The sequence below is a fragment of the Dokdonella sp. genome, assembly GCF_035511235.1.
Lineage (GTDB): Bacteria > Pseudomonadota > Gammaproteobacteria > Xanthomonadales > Rhodanobacteraceae > Dokdonella.
Genome location: NZ_DATKFQ010000020.1, coordinates 61,351 through 74,661 on the forward strand (window position 1 = coordinate 61,351; position 13,311 = coordinate 74,661).

Here is a 13,311-nt window from a genome sequence, read left to right on the forward strand (position 1 = left end):
CGCAATCAGCTGAACCGGGCAGCAATGATACGTTGCGCTTGCCGACGCGCAGTTAAATCGTCGTCAAACAAGGCCTCGAGCCCGTCCACGCCACGATGCGGGACGTTCTGCAGGGTTTCCTCGATGATCGCGGCAATGCCGGGAAAATCGAGGCGGCCGTCGAGGAACGCGGCGACCGCCTCCTCGTTGGCGGCGTTCAGCACGGCCGGCGCGTTGCCGCCGGCGCGCAGCGCTGCGTACGCCAGCGGCAGACAGCGGAACGTCTCGCCGTCGGCCGCTTCGAAGTCGAGCCGCGCCAGCGCGACCAGGTCGAGCGGGCGCACGCCGGCCTCGATGCGGTCCGGCCAGGCCAGGCCATAGGCGATCGCGGTGCGCATGTCCGGCTGGCCGAGCTGGGCCAGCACCGAGCCGTCCAGGTACTCGACCAGCGAATGCACGATGCTCTGGCGATGGACGACCACGTCGATCGCGTCGGCCGCCGCGCCGAACAGGAAGTGCGCTTCGATGACCTCCAGGCCCTTGTTCATCAGGGTGGCCGAGTCGACCGAGATCTTGCGGCCCATGCGCCAGTTCGGATGCGCGCAGGCCAGCTCGGGCGTGACCGTGCGCAGGCGCTCGGCGTTCCAGCCGCGGAACGGGCCGCCCGAGGCAGTCAGCAGCAGGCGGCGCACGCCGGCCGCGCCTTCGCCGGCCCGGCGCTGCGGCAGGCACTGGTAGATCGCGTTGTGTTCCGAATCGATCGGCAGCAGATCGCCGCCGCCGGCCGCGAGCGCCGCCAGCAGCAGCGGACCGGCCATGACGATCGCTTCCTTGTTGGCCAGCAGCAGGCGCTTGCCGGCGCGTGCGGCGGCCAGCGTCGAGGGCAGGCCGGCCGCGCCGACGATCGCCGCGACGACGATGTCGGCCGCATCGCCGGCGGCCGCCTCGACCAGCGCATCCGGTCCGGCCAGCACGCGGGTGCGGACGCCGGCGGCGACCAGCCGCGCGCGCAGCTCCGGCTCGCAGGCCGGATCGGCGATGACCGCCAGTTCCGGCCGGAACCGGACGCATAGCTCGGCCAGCGCCTCGACGTTGCGGTGCGCGGCCAGTACGCTGGCCTGGAAACGCTCCGGGTGGCGCGCGACGACATCCAGCGTGCTGGTGCCGATCGAGCCGGTCGCGCCGAGGACGGCGACCCGTTTCACGGTCCGGTCATCAGGTCGAGCGCGGCCTTGCCGACGGCGAACACCGGCAGGGCTGCGAAGACGCTGTCGAGCCGGTCGAACAGGCCGCCGTGGCCCGGGAACAGGCTGCCCGAGTCCTTGGTATTGCCCTGGCGCTTGATCAGGCTTTCGAACAGGTCGCCGACGATCGAGAACACCGTGGTAATCAGGGCGACGAGGATCAGCAGCGCCAGCGCGATGCCGCGCTCGCCGAGCAGCCAGCCGCCGACCACGGCGACCAGCACGGTGCCGGCCAGGGCGCCCCAGGCGCCGGCGATGGTCTTGCCGGGGCTGATGCGCGGCGCGAGCTTGGCGCGCCCCCACTGCCGCCCGGCGAAATACGCGAAGGTGTCGGCGGCCCAGACCAGCAGCAGTGCGAACAGCGTCCACAGGTGGCCGCGCGGTTCGCTGCCGTGGATGTGCAGCAGTGCGGTCCAGGCCGGGGCGATCGCGACGACGCCGGCGGCCAGCTTGATCGCGGCGTTCTCGGGCGTCGGCGCCGCCGCGAACGAGAAATGGCGCAGCCAGACCAGCGCGAGCAGCCACCACGCCGCGCCGGCGACGACCGCACCCCAGCCGACCGCGGTATCGCGCTGCCACCACAGCAGGGCCAGCAGCGCCGCGAACGCGGCCAGTGCAGCCGCGCGCGCGAAGCGCGAGGACATGCCGATCATGCGCGTCCATTCCCACAGCGCCATGCCGAATGCGGCGGCCGCGACGAGGGCGATCGCGCCGGTCGGCAGCAGCACGATCGCGGCGACCGCGAGCGGCGCCAGCACCAGCGCCGTTCCGACGCGCTGACGAAGCGCGCTCATCCGGCCCGGCGCGCCTGGGACGGGGTCTGGCCGAAGCGGCGGTCGCGTCGCGCGAACACGTCGAGCGCCTGTTCGAGCACGCCGGCGTCGACGTCCGGCCACAGCACGTCGGTGAAGTAGAGCTCGCTGTAGGCGGCCTGCCACAGCAGGAAATTGCTGATCCGCTGTTCGCCGCCGGTGCGGATGAACAGGTCCACCGGCGGCAGGTCGGCCAGGCAGAAGAACGGTGCCAGCGTCACCTCGTCGAGCCGCTCCGGATCGAGCCGGCCGGCGGCCGCTTCGACCGCCGCGCGGCGGGCCGCCTGGACGATGTCCCAGCGTCCGCCGTAGTTGACCGCGATGTTGAGCCGCAGCACCGTGTTGGCGGCGGTCTTGGCCGCCGACTCGGCCATGCGCGTGCGCAGCTCCGGTGCGAATGCGCTCAGATCGCCGATGAAATCGATGCGCACGCCGTGCTCGTGCAGCTCGGCGACTTCCTTCTCGAGCGCACGCAGGAACAGCTGCATCAGCGCGCCGACTTCCTCTTCCGGCCGTTTCCAGTTCTCGCTCGAGAACGCGAACAGCGTCAGCGCCGCGATGCCCTGGCGCATGCAGAACTCGATCGCCGTGCGCACGGCCTTCTGGCCGGCGCGATGGCCGAAGCTGCGCGGCCGATGGCGACGGCCGGCCCAGCGTCCGTTGCCGTCCATGACGATGGCGATGTGGGTCGGCTTCGAGGCCGTCGGCGGGGCGGTCATCGGGCGGTCGGCGCTGCCGCTCAGACGGCCATCAGCTCGTCTTCCTTGGCCTTGACGACGGCGTCGACCTCCTTGACGAAGCGGTCGGTCAGCTTCTGGATGTCGTCCTCGGCGCGGCGCTCGTCGTCCTCGGAGATCTGCTTGTCCTTGAGCAGCTCCTTGACCTGCTGGATCGCGTCGCGGCGCACGTTGCGGATCGCCACCTTGGCGTTCTCGCCTTCGTGGGCGACGTGCTTGGACAGCTCCTTGCGGCGCTGCTCGGTCAGCGCGGGCAGGTTGATGCGGATCACGTTGCCGACCGTGGTCGGCGTCAGGCCGAGGTCGGAGGCGAGGATCGCCTTCTCGATCGGCGCGACCATCTGCTTCTCCCACGGCGTGACCGTCAGCGAGCGCGCGTCGGAGACGGCGACGCTGGCGACCTGGCTCAGCGGCATGTCGCTGCCGTAGTAGGACACCTTCAGCGGCTCGAGCAGGGAGGCGCTGGCCCGGCCGGTGCGCAGCCGGGTCAGGTCGTGGCGGAGCGCGTCCACGCTCTTGTTCATGCGCGTCTGCGCGTCGTTCTTGATGTCGTTGAGCATGATGCGGCCACCCCAAGTGCTTGAGTCTTAGCCGACGGAGTATAGCAACGCCGCCGTCCGCGGGAATGCGGCGGCGCGGCGAGGCTCAGCGGCCGAACATCAGATTGACCGCGATCAGCGTGGTCACCAGCATCAGCAGCGTCAGCGGGATGCCGACGCGCAGGAAGTCCCGGTTGCGGTAGCCGCCGGGGCCGGCCACGACCAGCAGCACCGGGTTCGCGCTCGGCAGAAAGAACGTATTGGACGTGGAGATCGCGACGATCAGCGCATAGGCCGCCGGATTGCCGCCCGAGGCCAGCGCGATGTTGATCGCCATCGGCACCATCATCACCGCCGCGCCGACGTTCGAGATGACCTGCGCGAACAACAGCGTCAGCACCGCCAGCGCAGCCTGGATCAGCCACTGCGGCATGCCGTCCAGGTGGACCATCACCTCCTGGGCGAGCCAGGCCGCGGTGCCGGTGGAGTCCATCGCCCAGCCCAGCGGGATCAGGCAGGCCAGGATGAAGATCGTCTTCCAGTTGATCGCCTTGTAGGCCTCGTCCATGCTGAGGACGCCGGCCAGCAGCATGCCGACCGCACCGGTCATCATCGCGACCGACAGCTTGAGGTCGGTGAACAGGCCGAGCGCCAGCGCCAGGCCGAAGAACGCCGTGGCGTACCAGATCCGGCTCGGCCGCTGCTCCTCCTTCGGATAGTCGGTGACGACGAGGAAGTCGCGCGACTCGGAGGCCGGCGGCAGATCGCGCCAGAGGCTGTGCAGGACCAGCATGTCGCCGGGACGCAGCGTCAGGTGCCGTACGTCCTCGCGGAACACCTCGCCGCCGCGCGTGACCGCCAGCACGCTGATGCCCAGGCGCTTGCGGATGCGCAGGTCCTCGATCTTCTGGTTGATCCAGTGCGAGGTCGGCGGAATCACCGCCTCGGAGATGCCGGCGCGCGTCGGATTGAACATGTCGCCGAAGTTGCGCAGGCGCACCTGCATGCGGCACAGATGGTTGTCGGCGAAATCGGCGACCGCGTCGCGGCGGCCGAGCACGCCGATCACGCTGCCGACCCAGATCATCTGGTCGGCCGGCGGCGCCAGCCGCGCCTCGTTGCCGGTCTTGAGCGCCAGGATCAGCGGCGCGTCGTGCAGCTGTTCGGTCTCGCCGACGCTCATGCCGACCAGCGGGCTCTCGGCGGTGACGGTCAGCTCGAAGACGTCGCCTTCGATGCCGTAGGTATCGGCGAAGTAGCTCTCGGTGCGCCCCGGCGTGACGTTCTGCTTGTCCTCCTCGTCGGGCAGCAGGCGCCGGCCGAGGACCGCGAAGAACGCGACGCCGACGATCAGCAGCGGGATGCCGACCGGCGCGATCGCGAACAGGCGGAACGGTTCGATACTTTGCGCGCCCGGCGGCAGGTTGCGGTTCGCGCTGGCGATCAGGTCGTTGAGCAGGATCAGCGGCGAGTTGGCGATCATCGTGATGTTGGTGCCGCACAGGATGCAGCAGGCCATCGGCAGCAGCAGCCGGCGCAGCGGCACGCCGGTACGCGCGCTGACGCGGCTGACCACCGGCAGGAACAGCGATGACAGCGCCTGGCTCTGGATCACCGCCGACAGGCTGCCGACGATCGTGTTGATCGCCACGGCCAGGCGCTGCTCGACGCCGCCGGCGAGGCGGATCACGAACGAGGCGGCCTTGCCGAGCACGCCGGTGCGGTCGAGTCCGGCGCCCATGATCATGACCGCGATCAGCGAGATCACCGCGTTGCCGGCGAAGCCGTCGAACAGCTGTTCGACCGGCATCAGCCGCGTGATGCCGATCACCACGATGACCAGGAGGGCGACCAGATCCGCCCGGATCCATTCGAGGATCAGCATGAGGACGGTGAAGACCACCAGCCCGAGCACGAGCATCATCTCGGTGGTCAGCGTCAGGCCGGCATCCATCAGAGCATCGGTTCTGGTTGTTCCGGCCGTCTAGGGCGGTGATCGTCAGGGCAGCCGCGAAAGGATAGCGCTCATCGGCGGCGCTGTCCGGCATCGGACGCCGGCTGCGTCGCCGTCGCGAGCGTCCTCAGCTACCGGTCCGTTCGTAGAGCAGATCCCAGACGCCGTGGCCCAGACGCGTGCCGCGCCGTTCGAAGTGGGTCTCGATGCGCCAGTCGGGACACGGGCTGTAGTGACCCGGACCGGCACGGTTCGACCACGACGGCGATGCGTCCACGGTCGCCAGCATCTGCTCGGCGTAGTCGGCCCAGTCGGTCGCCAGATGCAGCAGGCCGCCCGGCGCGACGCGGCCGGCGAGAAACTCGACGAAGGCGGGCTGGATCAGCCGCCGCTTGTGATGACGCTTCTTCGGCCACGGATCGGGGAAGTAAATGCGCACCTGCGCCAGCGACGCCGGCGCGATCTCGTGCTCGAGCACCTCGACCGCGTCGTGGTTGTACAGGCGCACGTTGTCGAGGCCGGCCGCGGCGAGGCCGTTCATCAGGCGGCCGACGCCCGGGCGATGCACCTCGATCCCGATGAAATCGTGGTCCGGCTCATGGGCGGCGGCGTGCAGCAGCTGCTCGCCGTTGCCGAAGCCGATCTCAACCACGCGCGGCGCGCGGCGGCCGAATGCCGCGTCGAGGTCGCGCGTGTGTCCGGTGTAGTCCAGGCCGTAGCGCGCCCAGTGCGCGTCGAACGCGCGCGCCTGCGCCGGCGTGATGCGGCCCTGGCGCAGCACGAAGCTGCGCAGGCGGCGCTGCCGGTCGTGTTCGGCGATCGGCTCCTCCGGCGTCATCCGATCGTCCCGTCGATCGGGCTCGAGGCCGAGGCATAGCGCTTGCGCGGAATGCGGCCGGCGCGAAACGCGCTACGGCCGGCCTCGACCGCCAGCTTCATCGCATGCGCCATCAGCACCGGATCGCGGGCGCCGGCGATCGCGGTGTTCATCAGCACGCCGTCGCAGCCGAGCTCCATCGCGATCGCCGCATCCGAGGCGGTGCCGACGCCGGCATCGACCAGCACCGGCACCTTCGCGTTCTCGACGATCTCGAGCAGGTTGTAGCGGTTCTGGATACCCAGGCCCGACCCGATCGGCGCCGCCAGCGGCATGATCGCGACGCAGCCGATCGCTTCCAGCCGCCGTGCCAGCAGCGGATCGTCCGAGGTGTAGACCATCACCTCGAAACCCTCGGCGACCAGGCGCTCGGCCGCGGCCAGCGTCTGCACGACGTCCGGGAACAGCGTGCGCTGGTCGCCGAGCACCTCGAGCTTGACAAGGGTGTGGCCGTCGAGCAGCTCTCGCGCGAGCAGGCAGGTGCGCACGGCTTCCTCGGCGGTGTAGCAGCCGGCGGTATTGGGCAGGATCGTGTAGCGCGACGGCGGCAGCACGTCGAGCAGGTTCGGCTGGCCCGGATCCTGGCCGATGTTGGTACGCCGGATCGCGACGGTGACGATTTCGGCACCGGCGGCCTCGGTCGCCCGGCGCGTCTCGTCCAGATCGCGGTACTTGCCGGTGCCGGTCAGCAGGCGGGATCGATAGGTGCGGCCGGCGATGACGAACGAGTCGTCCGCGGTGCCGGCGGAAGGGGCAGGCGTCATGACGGTGAGCGTGGTCGGAAAGCTAAGGGAAGGGACGGCGGCTCAACCGCCGCCGATGGCGTGCACGATCTCGACGCGGTCGTCCGGTTCGAGCTCCAGCGCGGCATGATGGCTGCGCGGCACGATGCGCTGGTTGACCTCGACCGCGACGCGCTTGTGGCCGAGGCCGATCGCCTCGAGCAGCGCGGCGACGGTCGTCGGCGCGGGACACTCGTACGGTTGGCCGTTGAGCACGATATGCATCGGCCTATTGTAGCGGCGCCGGTCCGGCATTGCCTGGAACGAAACAGGCCGCCGCATCGTCGACGCGGCGGCCCTTCGATCCAGCCCGAACCGAGCGCCAGTCTCAGCGATCGTCTTTGCCCTTGCCGTCGTTGTCGCGCGACCGCTCGACGCGCTGCTGCTTCTGCGGCGGCGCCGCCTGCTGACGCGGTTCGGGCGCGCGCTTCTGTTGCGGCGGCGGCGCGACGCGTGGCGCGGCCTGCGGGGCGCTGCGCTCCATGCGCTGCGGCGCCGGCTCGGCGCGCGGCTGCGGTTCGACGCGGCGCGCCGGGGCCTGCTCGATCCGGCGCGGCTCAGGGGCCGCCTGGCGGTAGCTGCGCGCCGGCGCCGGTTCGCGTACGGCCGGTTCGGCCTTGCGCGGCTCGTACTGGCGGCCCGCCGGCGCCGGCGCCCGCTGCTGCGCCGGTTCGCGCGGCTGCATCGTGCGCGCTGGGCGCTCGCTCGGCGTCGGCTGCTTGCGGGTCTCGACCGGCGGACGCGCCGCCTGGGGCGCCCGCTCGACGCGCGGCGCCGCCGCCGGTGCGCGTTCGGTGCGCGGGGTGGCCGCCGGTGTGCCGCCGCGCTCGATCTTCGCAGCCGGCGCCCGCTCCCCGCGCGGCGCATAGCCCGACGAGGGCAGCGCACGCTCGCTGCGCTGCGTCGCGGTCGGCGCGCGTTCCGGTGCCACTGCGCGCCGATCGGGCGTGGCGGTGGCCGGTGCTCGCGACGGATCCGTCGCCGGCGCTTTCGCGCCGACTGCGGCCGCGCGCTCCGGCGCGCGTTCGATGCGGCCCGGTGCCGCGCTCTTCGGCGGCAGCGCCTGCGGTGCGCGCTGTGCCGCCCCGTTGCCGACCACCTGGATGCGCTCCTGGCGCGACGCCGCTGCGGTCTTCGGCGCGCGATCGGCCAGCTGGCGCAGCTCCTGGGTCTGCAGCGGCTGACCGCCGTTGCGTTCGATCGCGAGCTTGCGCTGCTCGAACGGTGCCGGCGCCGGCGGTGGCGCGTTGCGGGCGATGACCGCCCGGTCGAACGAGGCCGCGCGCTGCGGCAGGTCGCGGGCGCCGCCGCGCGGCGCCAGGCTGGCCTGGGTCGGCAGTACCGGCACGCGGCTGACGACCTCGGCGCGCGCCAGGCTGTTGCGGTCGAGATTCAGGCGCGCCGAGCCGACGCGGCCGGAGCTGTTGAACACGTTGTCGGGCACCGCGGTCACCGCATGGACATCGCGGCGATACGCGTAGTCGATGCCGGCCGGCCGGCCCGCCGCATAGTTGTTGTAGACGTTGGTGATGTAGGTGTTGTTGATCACCGTCGTATTGCGGATGTTGGTCACGTTGACGTTGGTGAAGTACGTGCGCGAGCTGCGGTACCACGGCACGTAGACATCGCGCGGACCGAGCGGGAACCAGCCGACCGGTCCGCCGCCGCTGGAGATCGATACGCTCCAGTTGCGCCCGCCGATGAAGCCGACCAGCGCCGGCGCATAGACCGGCCGCAGATGGCGCGGACCCGGGCACCAGCCCCAGCGGTTGCCGACGTAGACCCAGCGGCCGTAGTGGGAAGGCGCGAAGCCCCACGGCGCGTCGTCGACCCAGCTCCAGCCCCACGGATCGATCCACGACCAGCGGCCGTAGCGATACGGTGCCCAGCCGACCGCGACCGTGGTCGGGAACCAGACCGAGCCGTAGCTGGCGTGCGAGGTCCAGCTGCCGTAGCCGTCGAGGTCGGCATAGCCGATGACTTCCTCGGATACGTACTGACGTGCGACCGAGCGCTGATAGCGGTCGGCGCGCTCGAAGCACCAGCGATCGAAGTTGTCGCTGCGCGGCAGATCCATGACCTCGTAATCGCGTAGCGAGGCGTCGTGGAACCGGTAGGACTGGCGGTCGTCGACGCGATAGCTGGCACCGCCCTGGCCGTAGACCGAGCCCGCGCCCTCGAACACCGTGACCATCGTCGAGTCGCCCTGCGGCGCGATGTCGATGCGGTAGTTGCCGGGGCGGTCGACGACGAACGCCAGCGTCGGCGTGTCGACCTCGTAGGTCTGGCCGTCGAACAGGCGCTTGACCTGCAGATTCAACGTGCCCTGGGTCAGTTCGACCTGGACGATGTCGTCATTGACGTCGAGGAAGGCCAGGCTCGTGCGATCGTCCATGCGCAGCACCGCGGTGCCGACCTCGAGCTCGACGCGCGAGTCGCTGTCGGTATAGAGACGGTCGCCGGTGACCAGCGGGCGGTTGATCATCGCCTCGCTCCAGCGGTCGTCGCCGCCGGGCTGGAAGCTCGCGTTGCCGCTGATGTAGCTCATCCGGGCCACGCGGCCGGGCGGATCCGCCAGCGCAGCGCCGGCCAGGACGGTGAGGGCCAGCGCCAGCGCCGCCCGAACCATCGGGAAGGGCGAGCGGGGTCGCATATTCATGGAGTGACTCCTGCAAGGATCGGCCGTTCTGGGCGCGTCCGGTGTACTGGCCACAGCCCGCGCCCGGGGCCGCCGAACGCGCTGCTAGTTCAGCCGACGGCCGCTGAACGATCACCTTCCCGAAGCCGCCCGACACCCGCGTTTACCGAGCGCTGCGCTTCTTTACATTTGGCTTGCAGGTGCCGGGCAGGCACCGCTACTCTTCGCGTCCGGACCGCCCATCGGCGCGGTCCGGCCGGGCGGGTGTAGCTCAATGGTAGAGCTGTAGCTTCCCAAGCTACTGACGAGGGTTCGATTCCCTTCACCCGCTCCATTTGACCGTTCCGAGATTCCGCGCCGCCGCAAGCTCCCTGCCTCCCATATCTCGATCGTCAAGCAGGCCGAGGCCGGGGGCAGCCGGTGCTGTACGACTTCCCCCGGGCTGCTGCCCTGACGCCATCGCTGGGCGGTGCCAGTACACCGGGCATTCCAAGGCCGCTGACGCCGCTGTTCTCCGGCGAGCCGCATCCGGTGTGCGAGACGCAATTTCTCCGAACTCGAGCAAAAGCGGGCGTTGCGCATGGCGCGAGGCCGCTCGGGGCGGGCCGGGCGGGCGGAATCGAACCTCAGGGTGGCGGAACGTGAGGCTGCGGAAGTGGCGCTGGCTGCGTGAGCGACAGCCGAAGTGCTGGAACCCGTCGAGTCGTGACGTCGAGAGGTCGCGAGGAGCGGCAAGGCCCGTCATGAGGCGCCCGGCTGCTTCGCGGACAGCAGGATCGGATCCTGATTGGCCAACTGCTCGGTGATGCGCGCAAACATCGATTTGCCCGCGAGCGCCACTTCGAGCCTGTCGAGTGTCGCCACCACGAAGCCCGCCTCTTCATCGACCTGTCGAGCTGCGGCATCCATTGCTTGCCAAAGGGCGGCCAGTCGATCGACCAGCCTTCTGCCCTTCGGCGTCAACGACAGGTTGCGCTGCCGTGCATCCGATGGATGGTCGCGCGAGATCACCAATCCGGCGTCTTCCAGCGACTGGCGAGTCTGACTGACCGAAGCTCGCGTGATGAGCAAGGTCTGGGCCAGCTCGCTGACCGTCATGGTGCGATTGATCGCCAGCTGATTGAGCACTCCGAACCATCGCTGCTCGAATTCGATCCCGAGCGATGCGTAGACGCGCGTCGCGTCACGGTCGATTTGCTCCGATACCCGCCGCAGGCGCGCGCCCAGTGCGGCTCCGCCCTTCGTTCGGCTGTAATCCATACCCTCGGCTCCCGTTGTCGGGTTGACAAATGTTAGGCGCCTACCTATATTTTTCGCAAGTGCGGCGGCTCATTGACCGCGGACTTGGATGTGCACATCTCGGAGTACCCGTGACCAGCCGCCGCAGCTTCCTAACGCATGTCCTCGCGTTGTCATGCCTTCCCGGCAGCGCATTGGCTGCGCCTGACCGGGCATCTCCGGTCGCGGCGGTACGCTGGTTCGAGCGTTGGCTCGCTGCATTCAACGGTCCCAGGCTCAGCCAGTACGCCGCCTTCGTGCGGTCCCACATGCCGGCGCTCGTCCAATTCCTGGACGACGACTTGGGTATGCGCGAGGTGTCCGGTGGCTTCGTGCTGCTGCGGCAGGAGCAGACCGGCCCCGATGAGATCACGGCCTGGGTGCGCGACCGCCGCTGGGATCGCTACTCCAAGGTGGTGCTGACAGCGGGAGACGGTCGCATCGATGACCTCGTTTTCAGCGGGGCGCCAGCGCCTGCAGATTTTCGCGTGATGCGGCTCGATGAAGAGGCCGCGCTGGAAGCGCTCAATCGAAAGCTGAGCACCGAAGCGGACGCGGGGCGATTCTGCGGCGCCGTGTTGGTGGCTCGCGGTCAAGAGGTATTGTTTCAACAGGCGTACGGTCTGACGTCCGTCGCGTCCGCGATCCGCACATCGACCGGGACGCGGTTCTGCATCGGTTCGATGGGAAAGATGTTTACCGCCGTGGCGGTGCTGCAACTGATCCAGGACGGACACCTGAAGCTGACCGACACCCTCGCCACGCTTCTGCCCGAGTATCCAAACACAAGGCTTGCTCGCCAGGTGACGGTCGAGCACCTGCTCTCGCATAGTGGCGGTACTGGAGATTTCTTCGGAGAGGAGTACGAGAAGAGGAAGCCGGAGCTTAGGCGGCCATCCGATTACGTCAGGGTTTTCGGCAGGCGTGAGGCGCTTTTTCCGCCGGGGTCTCGCTGGGGATACAGCAACTTCGGCTTCATGTTGCTGGGCGCGATCATAGAGCAGGTCTCGGAAAGGAACTGGGAGTCCTTGATCAAGGAGCGCGTTTTCGACGTGTCGGGGATGCACGCCACGTCCTCTGCCGCAGAAGCGTCCAACACGGCCCGTCCGCTCGTCGGCGCTCGAGAAACCGGACTGCGCGATCTTCCTTTCTACGATGGGTCTCCGGCTGGTGGTGGCTACTCGACCCTTGGTGACCTGCATCGCTTCGGCAATGCATTGACGGATGGCCGTCTGCTCGATGCTGCCGGCTTCACCCGATTGACCGAAGGGACGATCCAGGCGGGAGCGGCAAAGTGGTCGCGGGGACTGCGGGTTGCGCAGCGCAACGGAGCGCCATGGTACGGACATGGCGGGGGCGCGCCTGGGGTCAACGCCGATTTTGCAATCTATCCGAAGTCCAATTACCGCACCGTAGTGCTCGCCAACCGCGGTCACCCCAGCGCGTCCAATGTGGCCGACTACATCGGTGCACGCCTGCCCTACGCCTAGCGCTGCTCCGAGCCCCAAGCGGATAGCTACGTGAATGTCGCTTCGTTGCGCGCCGGGCGGCCCAGTACCGGCACCGGTCACCGCGTTCAATAGCGCGTCTGGCACCGGCTGCAGAAGAACGTGCGTCGCCGCGTGGTGCCCGGATAGATCTTGGTGATCGGGCCGCCGCAGCGGGGACAGGTCCGCTTGGTGTGGACGAGCCAGTGCTGGCGCAGCACGAAGCGTTTCTTCCATTCGAGGAAGTCGAAGCTGTATTGCCGTGCCTCGGCGATCAGTTCGCCGAGCTTTCGCGGCGGCAGGTCGCCGATGCGCGATTCGGGATGAACGCCGATCCGGAACAGCACCTCGTTCTTGATGATGTTGCCAACGCCGGCGAAGACCTGCTGGTCGAGCAGGGCATCGCAGACCAGCGTTTCGGGTTGCGCCTTGAGCTTGCGCCGGGCCAGCTTCGGATCCCACTGCGGATCGAGTACGTCCGCGCGCCAGTCGTAGGTGTCCTCGAGTGGGCCTTCGATGTACTTGACGGACGCCGAATAGAAGTTGAGCTCCCCATCGTCGAACCGCAGCGCCACGCGGGCGGGTGCCGGTTTGCGCTCGTCGATCCGATACGTGCCGAACATCAGCAAATGCACGCGCAGGCTGAAGCCGCGGAACTCGATCAGGAAATGCTTGCCCCAGCCCCTCAACGCGACGACGCGGCATCCTTCCATGCGGGTCAGGTCGAGCGCGCTGTTGCCCGATGCGCGGCGCACGGTCTTGCCGCGGAACTTGGCCGCCGCTTCACGCAGGATCACGATCGACGGACCTTCGGGCATTGCGGTTCGGTGACGAGGCAGGTTGCAGATGACGTCGTGGGCGATGGCATGCCGCCTCGACGTGACGGCACCTTAGCCGGCGCGGGATGTCCGCCGAGTTAACGCCGGCCCGGCACGCGGATCGCGTTCGGCGACCAGCCGATGGCTCGCCGAGACGGCCGGCAGG

At 69.2% G+C, this 13,311-nt stretch carries 12 protein-coding genes and 1 tRNA gene; 2 read left to right on the forward strand and 11 right to left on the reverse strand.

Translation table 11 applies throughout. The annotated features are described in order from the left end of the window. Positions 1 to 5: 5 nt before the first annotated feature. The 9 genes from VMR06_RS09580 to VMR06_RS09620 all read right to left on the reverse strand — a co-directional run bounded on the left by VMR06_RS09580 (position 6) and on the right by VMR06_RS09620 (position 9,583). The gene (locus tag VMR06_RS09580) at positions 6 to 1,184 is read right to left on the reverse strand and encodes a 1-deoxy-D-xylulose-5-phosphate reductoisomerase (protein WP_325375596.1); all 1,179 of its coding nucleotides are present in this window, start codon (positions 1,182 to 1,184) and stop codon (positions 6 to 8) included. Beyond that, positions 1,181 to 2,017: a phosphatidate cytidylyltransferase gene (locus tag VMR06_RS09585; protein ID WP_325375598.1), complete on the reverse strand. Its 837-nt coding sequence runs from the start codon at positions 2,015 to 2,017 to the stop codon at positions 1,181 to 1,183. The genes VMR06_RS09580 and VMR06_RS09585 overlap by 4 nt, the downstream gene beginning before the upstream one ends. Further along, the gene (uppS, locus tag VMR06_RS09590; RefSeq protein WP_325375600.1) at positions 2,014 to 2,754 is read right to left on the reverse strand and encodes a polyprenyl diphosphate synthase; all 741 of its coding nucleotides are present in this window, start codon (positions 2,752 to 2,754) and stop codon (positions 2,014 to 2,016) included. The genes VMR06_RS09585 and uppS overlap by 4 nt, the downstream gene beginning before the upstream one ends. Positions 2,755 to 2,774: 20 nt before the next feature. Beyond that, positions 2,775 to 3,332 (reverse strand): ribosome recycling factor, encoded by a 558-nt coding sequence (gene frr / locus VMR06_RS09595; RefSeq protein WP_325375602.1) that lies wholly within the window; start codon positions 3,330 to 3,332, stop codon positions 2,775 to 2,777. A gap of 85 nt (positions 3,333 to 3,417) precedes the next feature. Beyond that, positions 3,418 to 5,265 carry an SLC13 family permease gene (locus VMR06_RS09600; RefSeq protein ID WP_325375604.1) on the reverse strand — a complete coding sequence of 616 codons (1,848 nt, stop codon included), beginning with the start codon at positions 5,263 to 5,265 and terminating at the stop codon, positions 3,418 to 3,420. Between the two features lie 127 nt (positions 5,266 to 5,392). Beyond that, the gene (gene trmB, locus VMR06_RS09605; RefSeq protein ID WP_325375606.1) at positions 5,393 to 6,103 is read right to left on the reverse strand and encodes a tRNA (guanosine(46)-N7)-methyltransferase TrmB; all 711 of its coding nucleotides are present in this window, start codon (positions 6,101 to 6,103) and stop codon (positions 5,393 to 5,395) included. Continuing rightward, a complete protein-coding gene (locus VMR06_RS09610; protein ID WP_325375608.1) occupies positions 6,100 to 6,906 on the reverse strand; it encodes a thiazole synthase in 807 nt (268 codons plus the stop codon). The genes trmB and VMR06_RS09610 overlap by 4 nt, the downstream gene beginning before the upstream one ends. Positions 6,907 to 6,948: 42 nt before the next feature. After that, positions 6,949 to 7,149 carry a sulfur carrier protein ThiS gene (gene thiS, locus VMR06_RS09615; RefSeq protein ID WP_325375610.1) on the reverse strand — a complete coding sequence of 67 codons (201 nt, stop codon included), beginning with the start codon at positions 7,147 to 7,149 and terminating at the stop codon, positions 6,949 to 6,951. Positions 7,150 to 7,252: 103 nt separating this feature from the next. Beyond that, complete coding sequence (locus VMR06_RS09620) at positions 7,253 to 9,583, reverse strand: DUF6600 domain-containing protein (protein ID WP_325375612.1); 2,331 nt, start codon at positions 9,581 to 9,583, stop codon at positions 7,253 to 7,255. A gap of 239 nt (positions 9,584 to 9,822) precedes the next feature. Here VMR06_RS09620 and VMR06_RS09625 point away from each other — a divergent pair. Continuing rightward, positions 9,823 to 9,896 (forward strand) — tRNA-Gly (locus tag VMR06_RS09625). A 407-nt stretch (positions 9,897 to 10,303) separates the two neighbouring features. Here the strand turns inward: VMR06_RS09625 and VMR06_RS09630 are convergent. Further along, positions 10,304 to 10,822 carry a MarR family winged helix-turn-helix transcriptional regulator gene (locus VMR06_RS09630; protein WP_325375614.1) on the reverse strand — a complete coding sequence of 173 codons (519 nt, stop codon included), beginning with the start codon at positions 10,820 to 10,822 and terminating at the stop codon, positions 10,304 to 10,306. Positions 10,823 to 10,932: 110 nt separating this feature from the next. Here VMR06_RS09630 and VMR06_RS09635 point away from each other — a divergent pair, with 110 nt between their 5' ends. Then, positions 10,933 to 12,330: a serine hydrolase domain-containing protein gene (locus tag VMR06_RS09635; RefSeq protein WP_325375616.1), complete on the forward strand. Its 1,398-nt coding sequence runs from the start codon at positions 10,933 to 10,935 to the stop codon at positions 12,328 to 12,330. Positions 12,331 to 12,416: 86 nt separating this feature from the next. Here VMR06_RS09635 and VMR06_RS09640 read toward each other — a convergent pair whose 3' ends face one another. Continuing rightward, positions 12,417 to 13,145, reverse strand: a complete 729-nt coding sequence (locus VMR06_RS09640; protein ID WP_325375617.1) for a DNA-formamidopyrimidine glycosylase family protein — start codon at positions 13,143 to 13,145, stop codon at positions 12,417 to 12,419. Between the last annotated feature and the right edge of the window lie 166 nt (positions 13,146 to 13,311).

Excerpts from the sequence above, each read along its gene's own strand:
- VMR06_RS09585 (WP_325375598.1), bottom strand. The coding sequence starts at position 2,017 with ATGAGCGCGCTTCGTCAGCGCGTCGGAACGGCGCTGGTGCTGGCGCCG.
- uppS (WP_325375600.1), bottom strand. The coding sequence starts at position 2,754 with ATGACCGCCCCGCCGACGGCCTCGAAGCCGACCCACATCGCCATCGTC.
- frr (WP_325375602.1), bottom strand. The coding sequence starts at position 3,332 with ATGCTCAACGACATCAAGAACGACGCGCAGACGCGCATGAACAAGAGC.
- VMR06_RS09600 (WP_325375604.1), bottom strand. The coding sequence starts at position 5,265 with ATGGATGCCGGCCTGACGCTGACCACCGAGATGATGCTCGTGCTCGGG.
- trmB (WP_325375606.1), bottom strand. The coding sequence starts at position 6,103 with ATGACGCCGGAGGAGCCGATCGCCGAACACGACCGGCAGCGCCGCCTG.
- VMR06_RS09610 (WP_325375608.1), bottom strand. The coding sequence starts at position 6,906 with ATGACGCCTGCCCCTTCCGCCGGCACCGCGGACGACTCGTTCGTCATC.
- thiS (WP_325375610.1), bottom strand. The coding sequence starts at position 7,149 with ATGCATATCGTGCTCAACGGCCAACCGTACGAGTGTCCCGCGCCGACG.
- VMR06_RS09620 (WP_325375612.1), bottom strand. The coding sequence starts at position 9,583 with ATGAATATGCGACCCCGCTCGCCCTTCCCGATGGTTCGGGCGGCGCTG.
- VMR06_RS09630 (WP_325375614.1), bottom strand. The coding sequence starts at position 10,822 with ATGGATTACAGCCGAACGAAGGGCGGAGCCGCACTGGGCGCGCGCCTG.
- VMR06_RS09640 (WP_325375617.1), bottom strand. The coding sequence starts at position 13,145 with ATGCCCGAAGGTCCGTCGATCGTGATCCTGCGTGAAGCGGCGGCCAAG.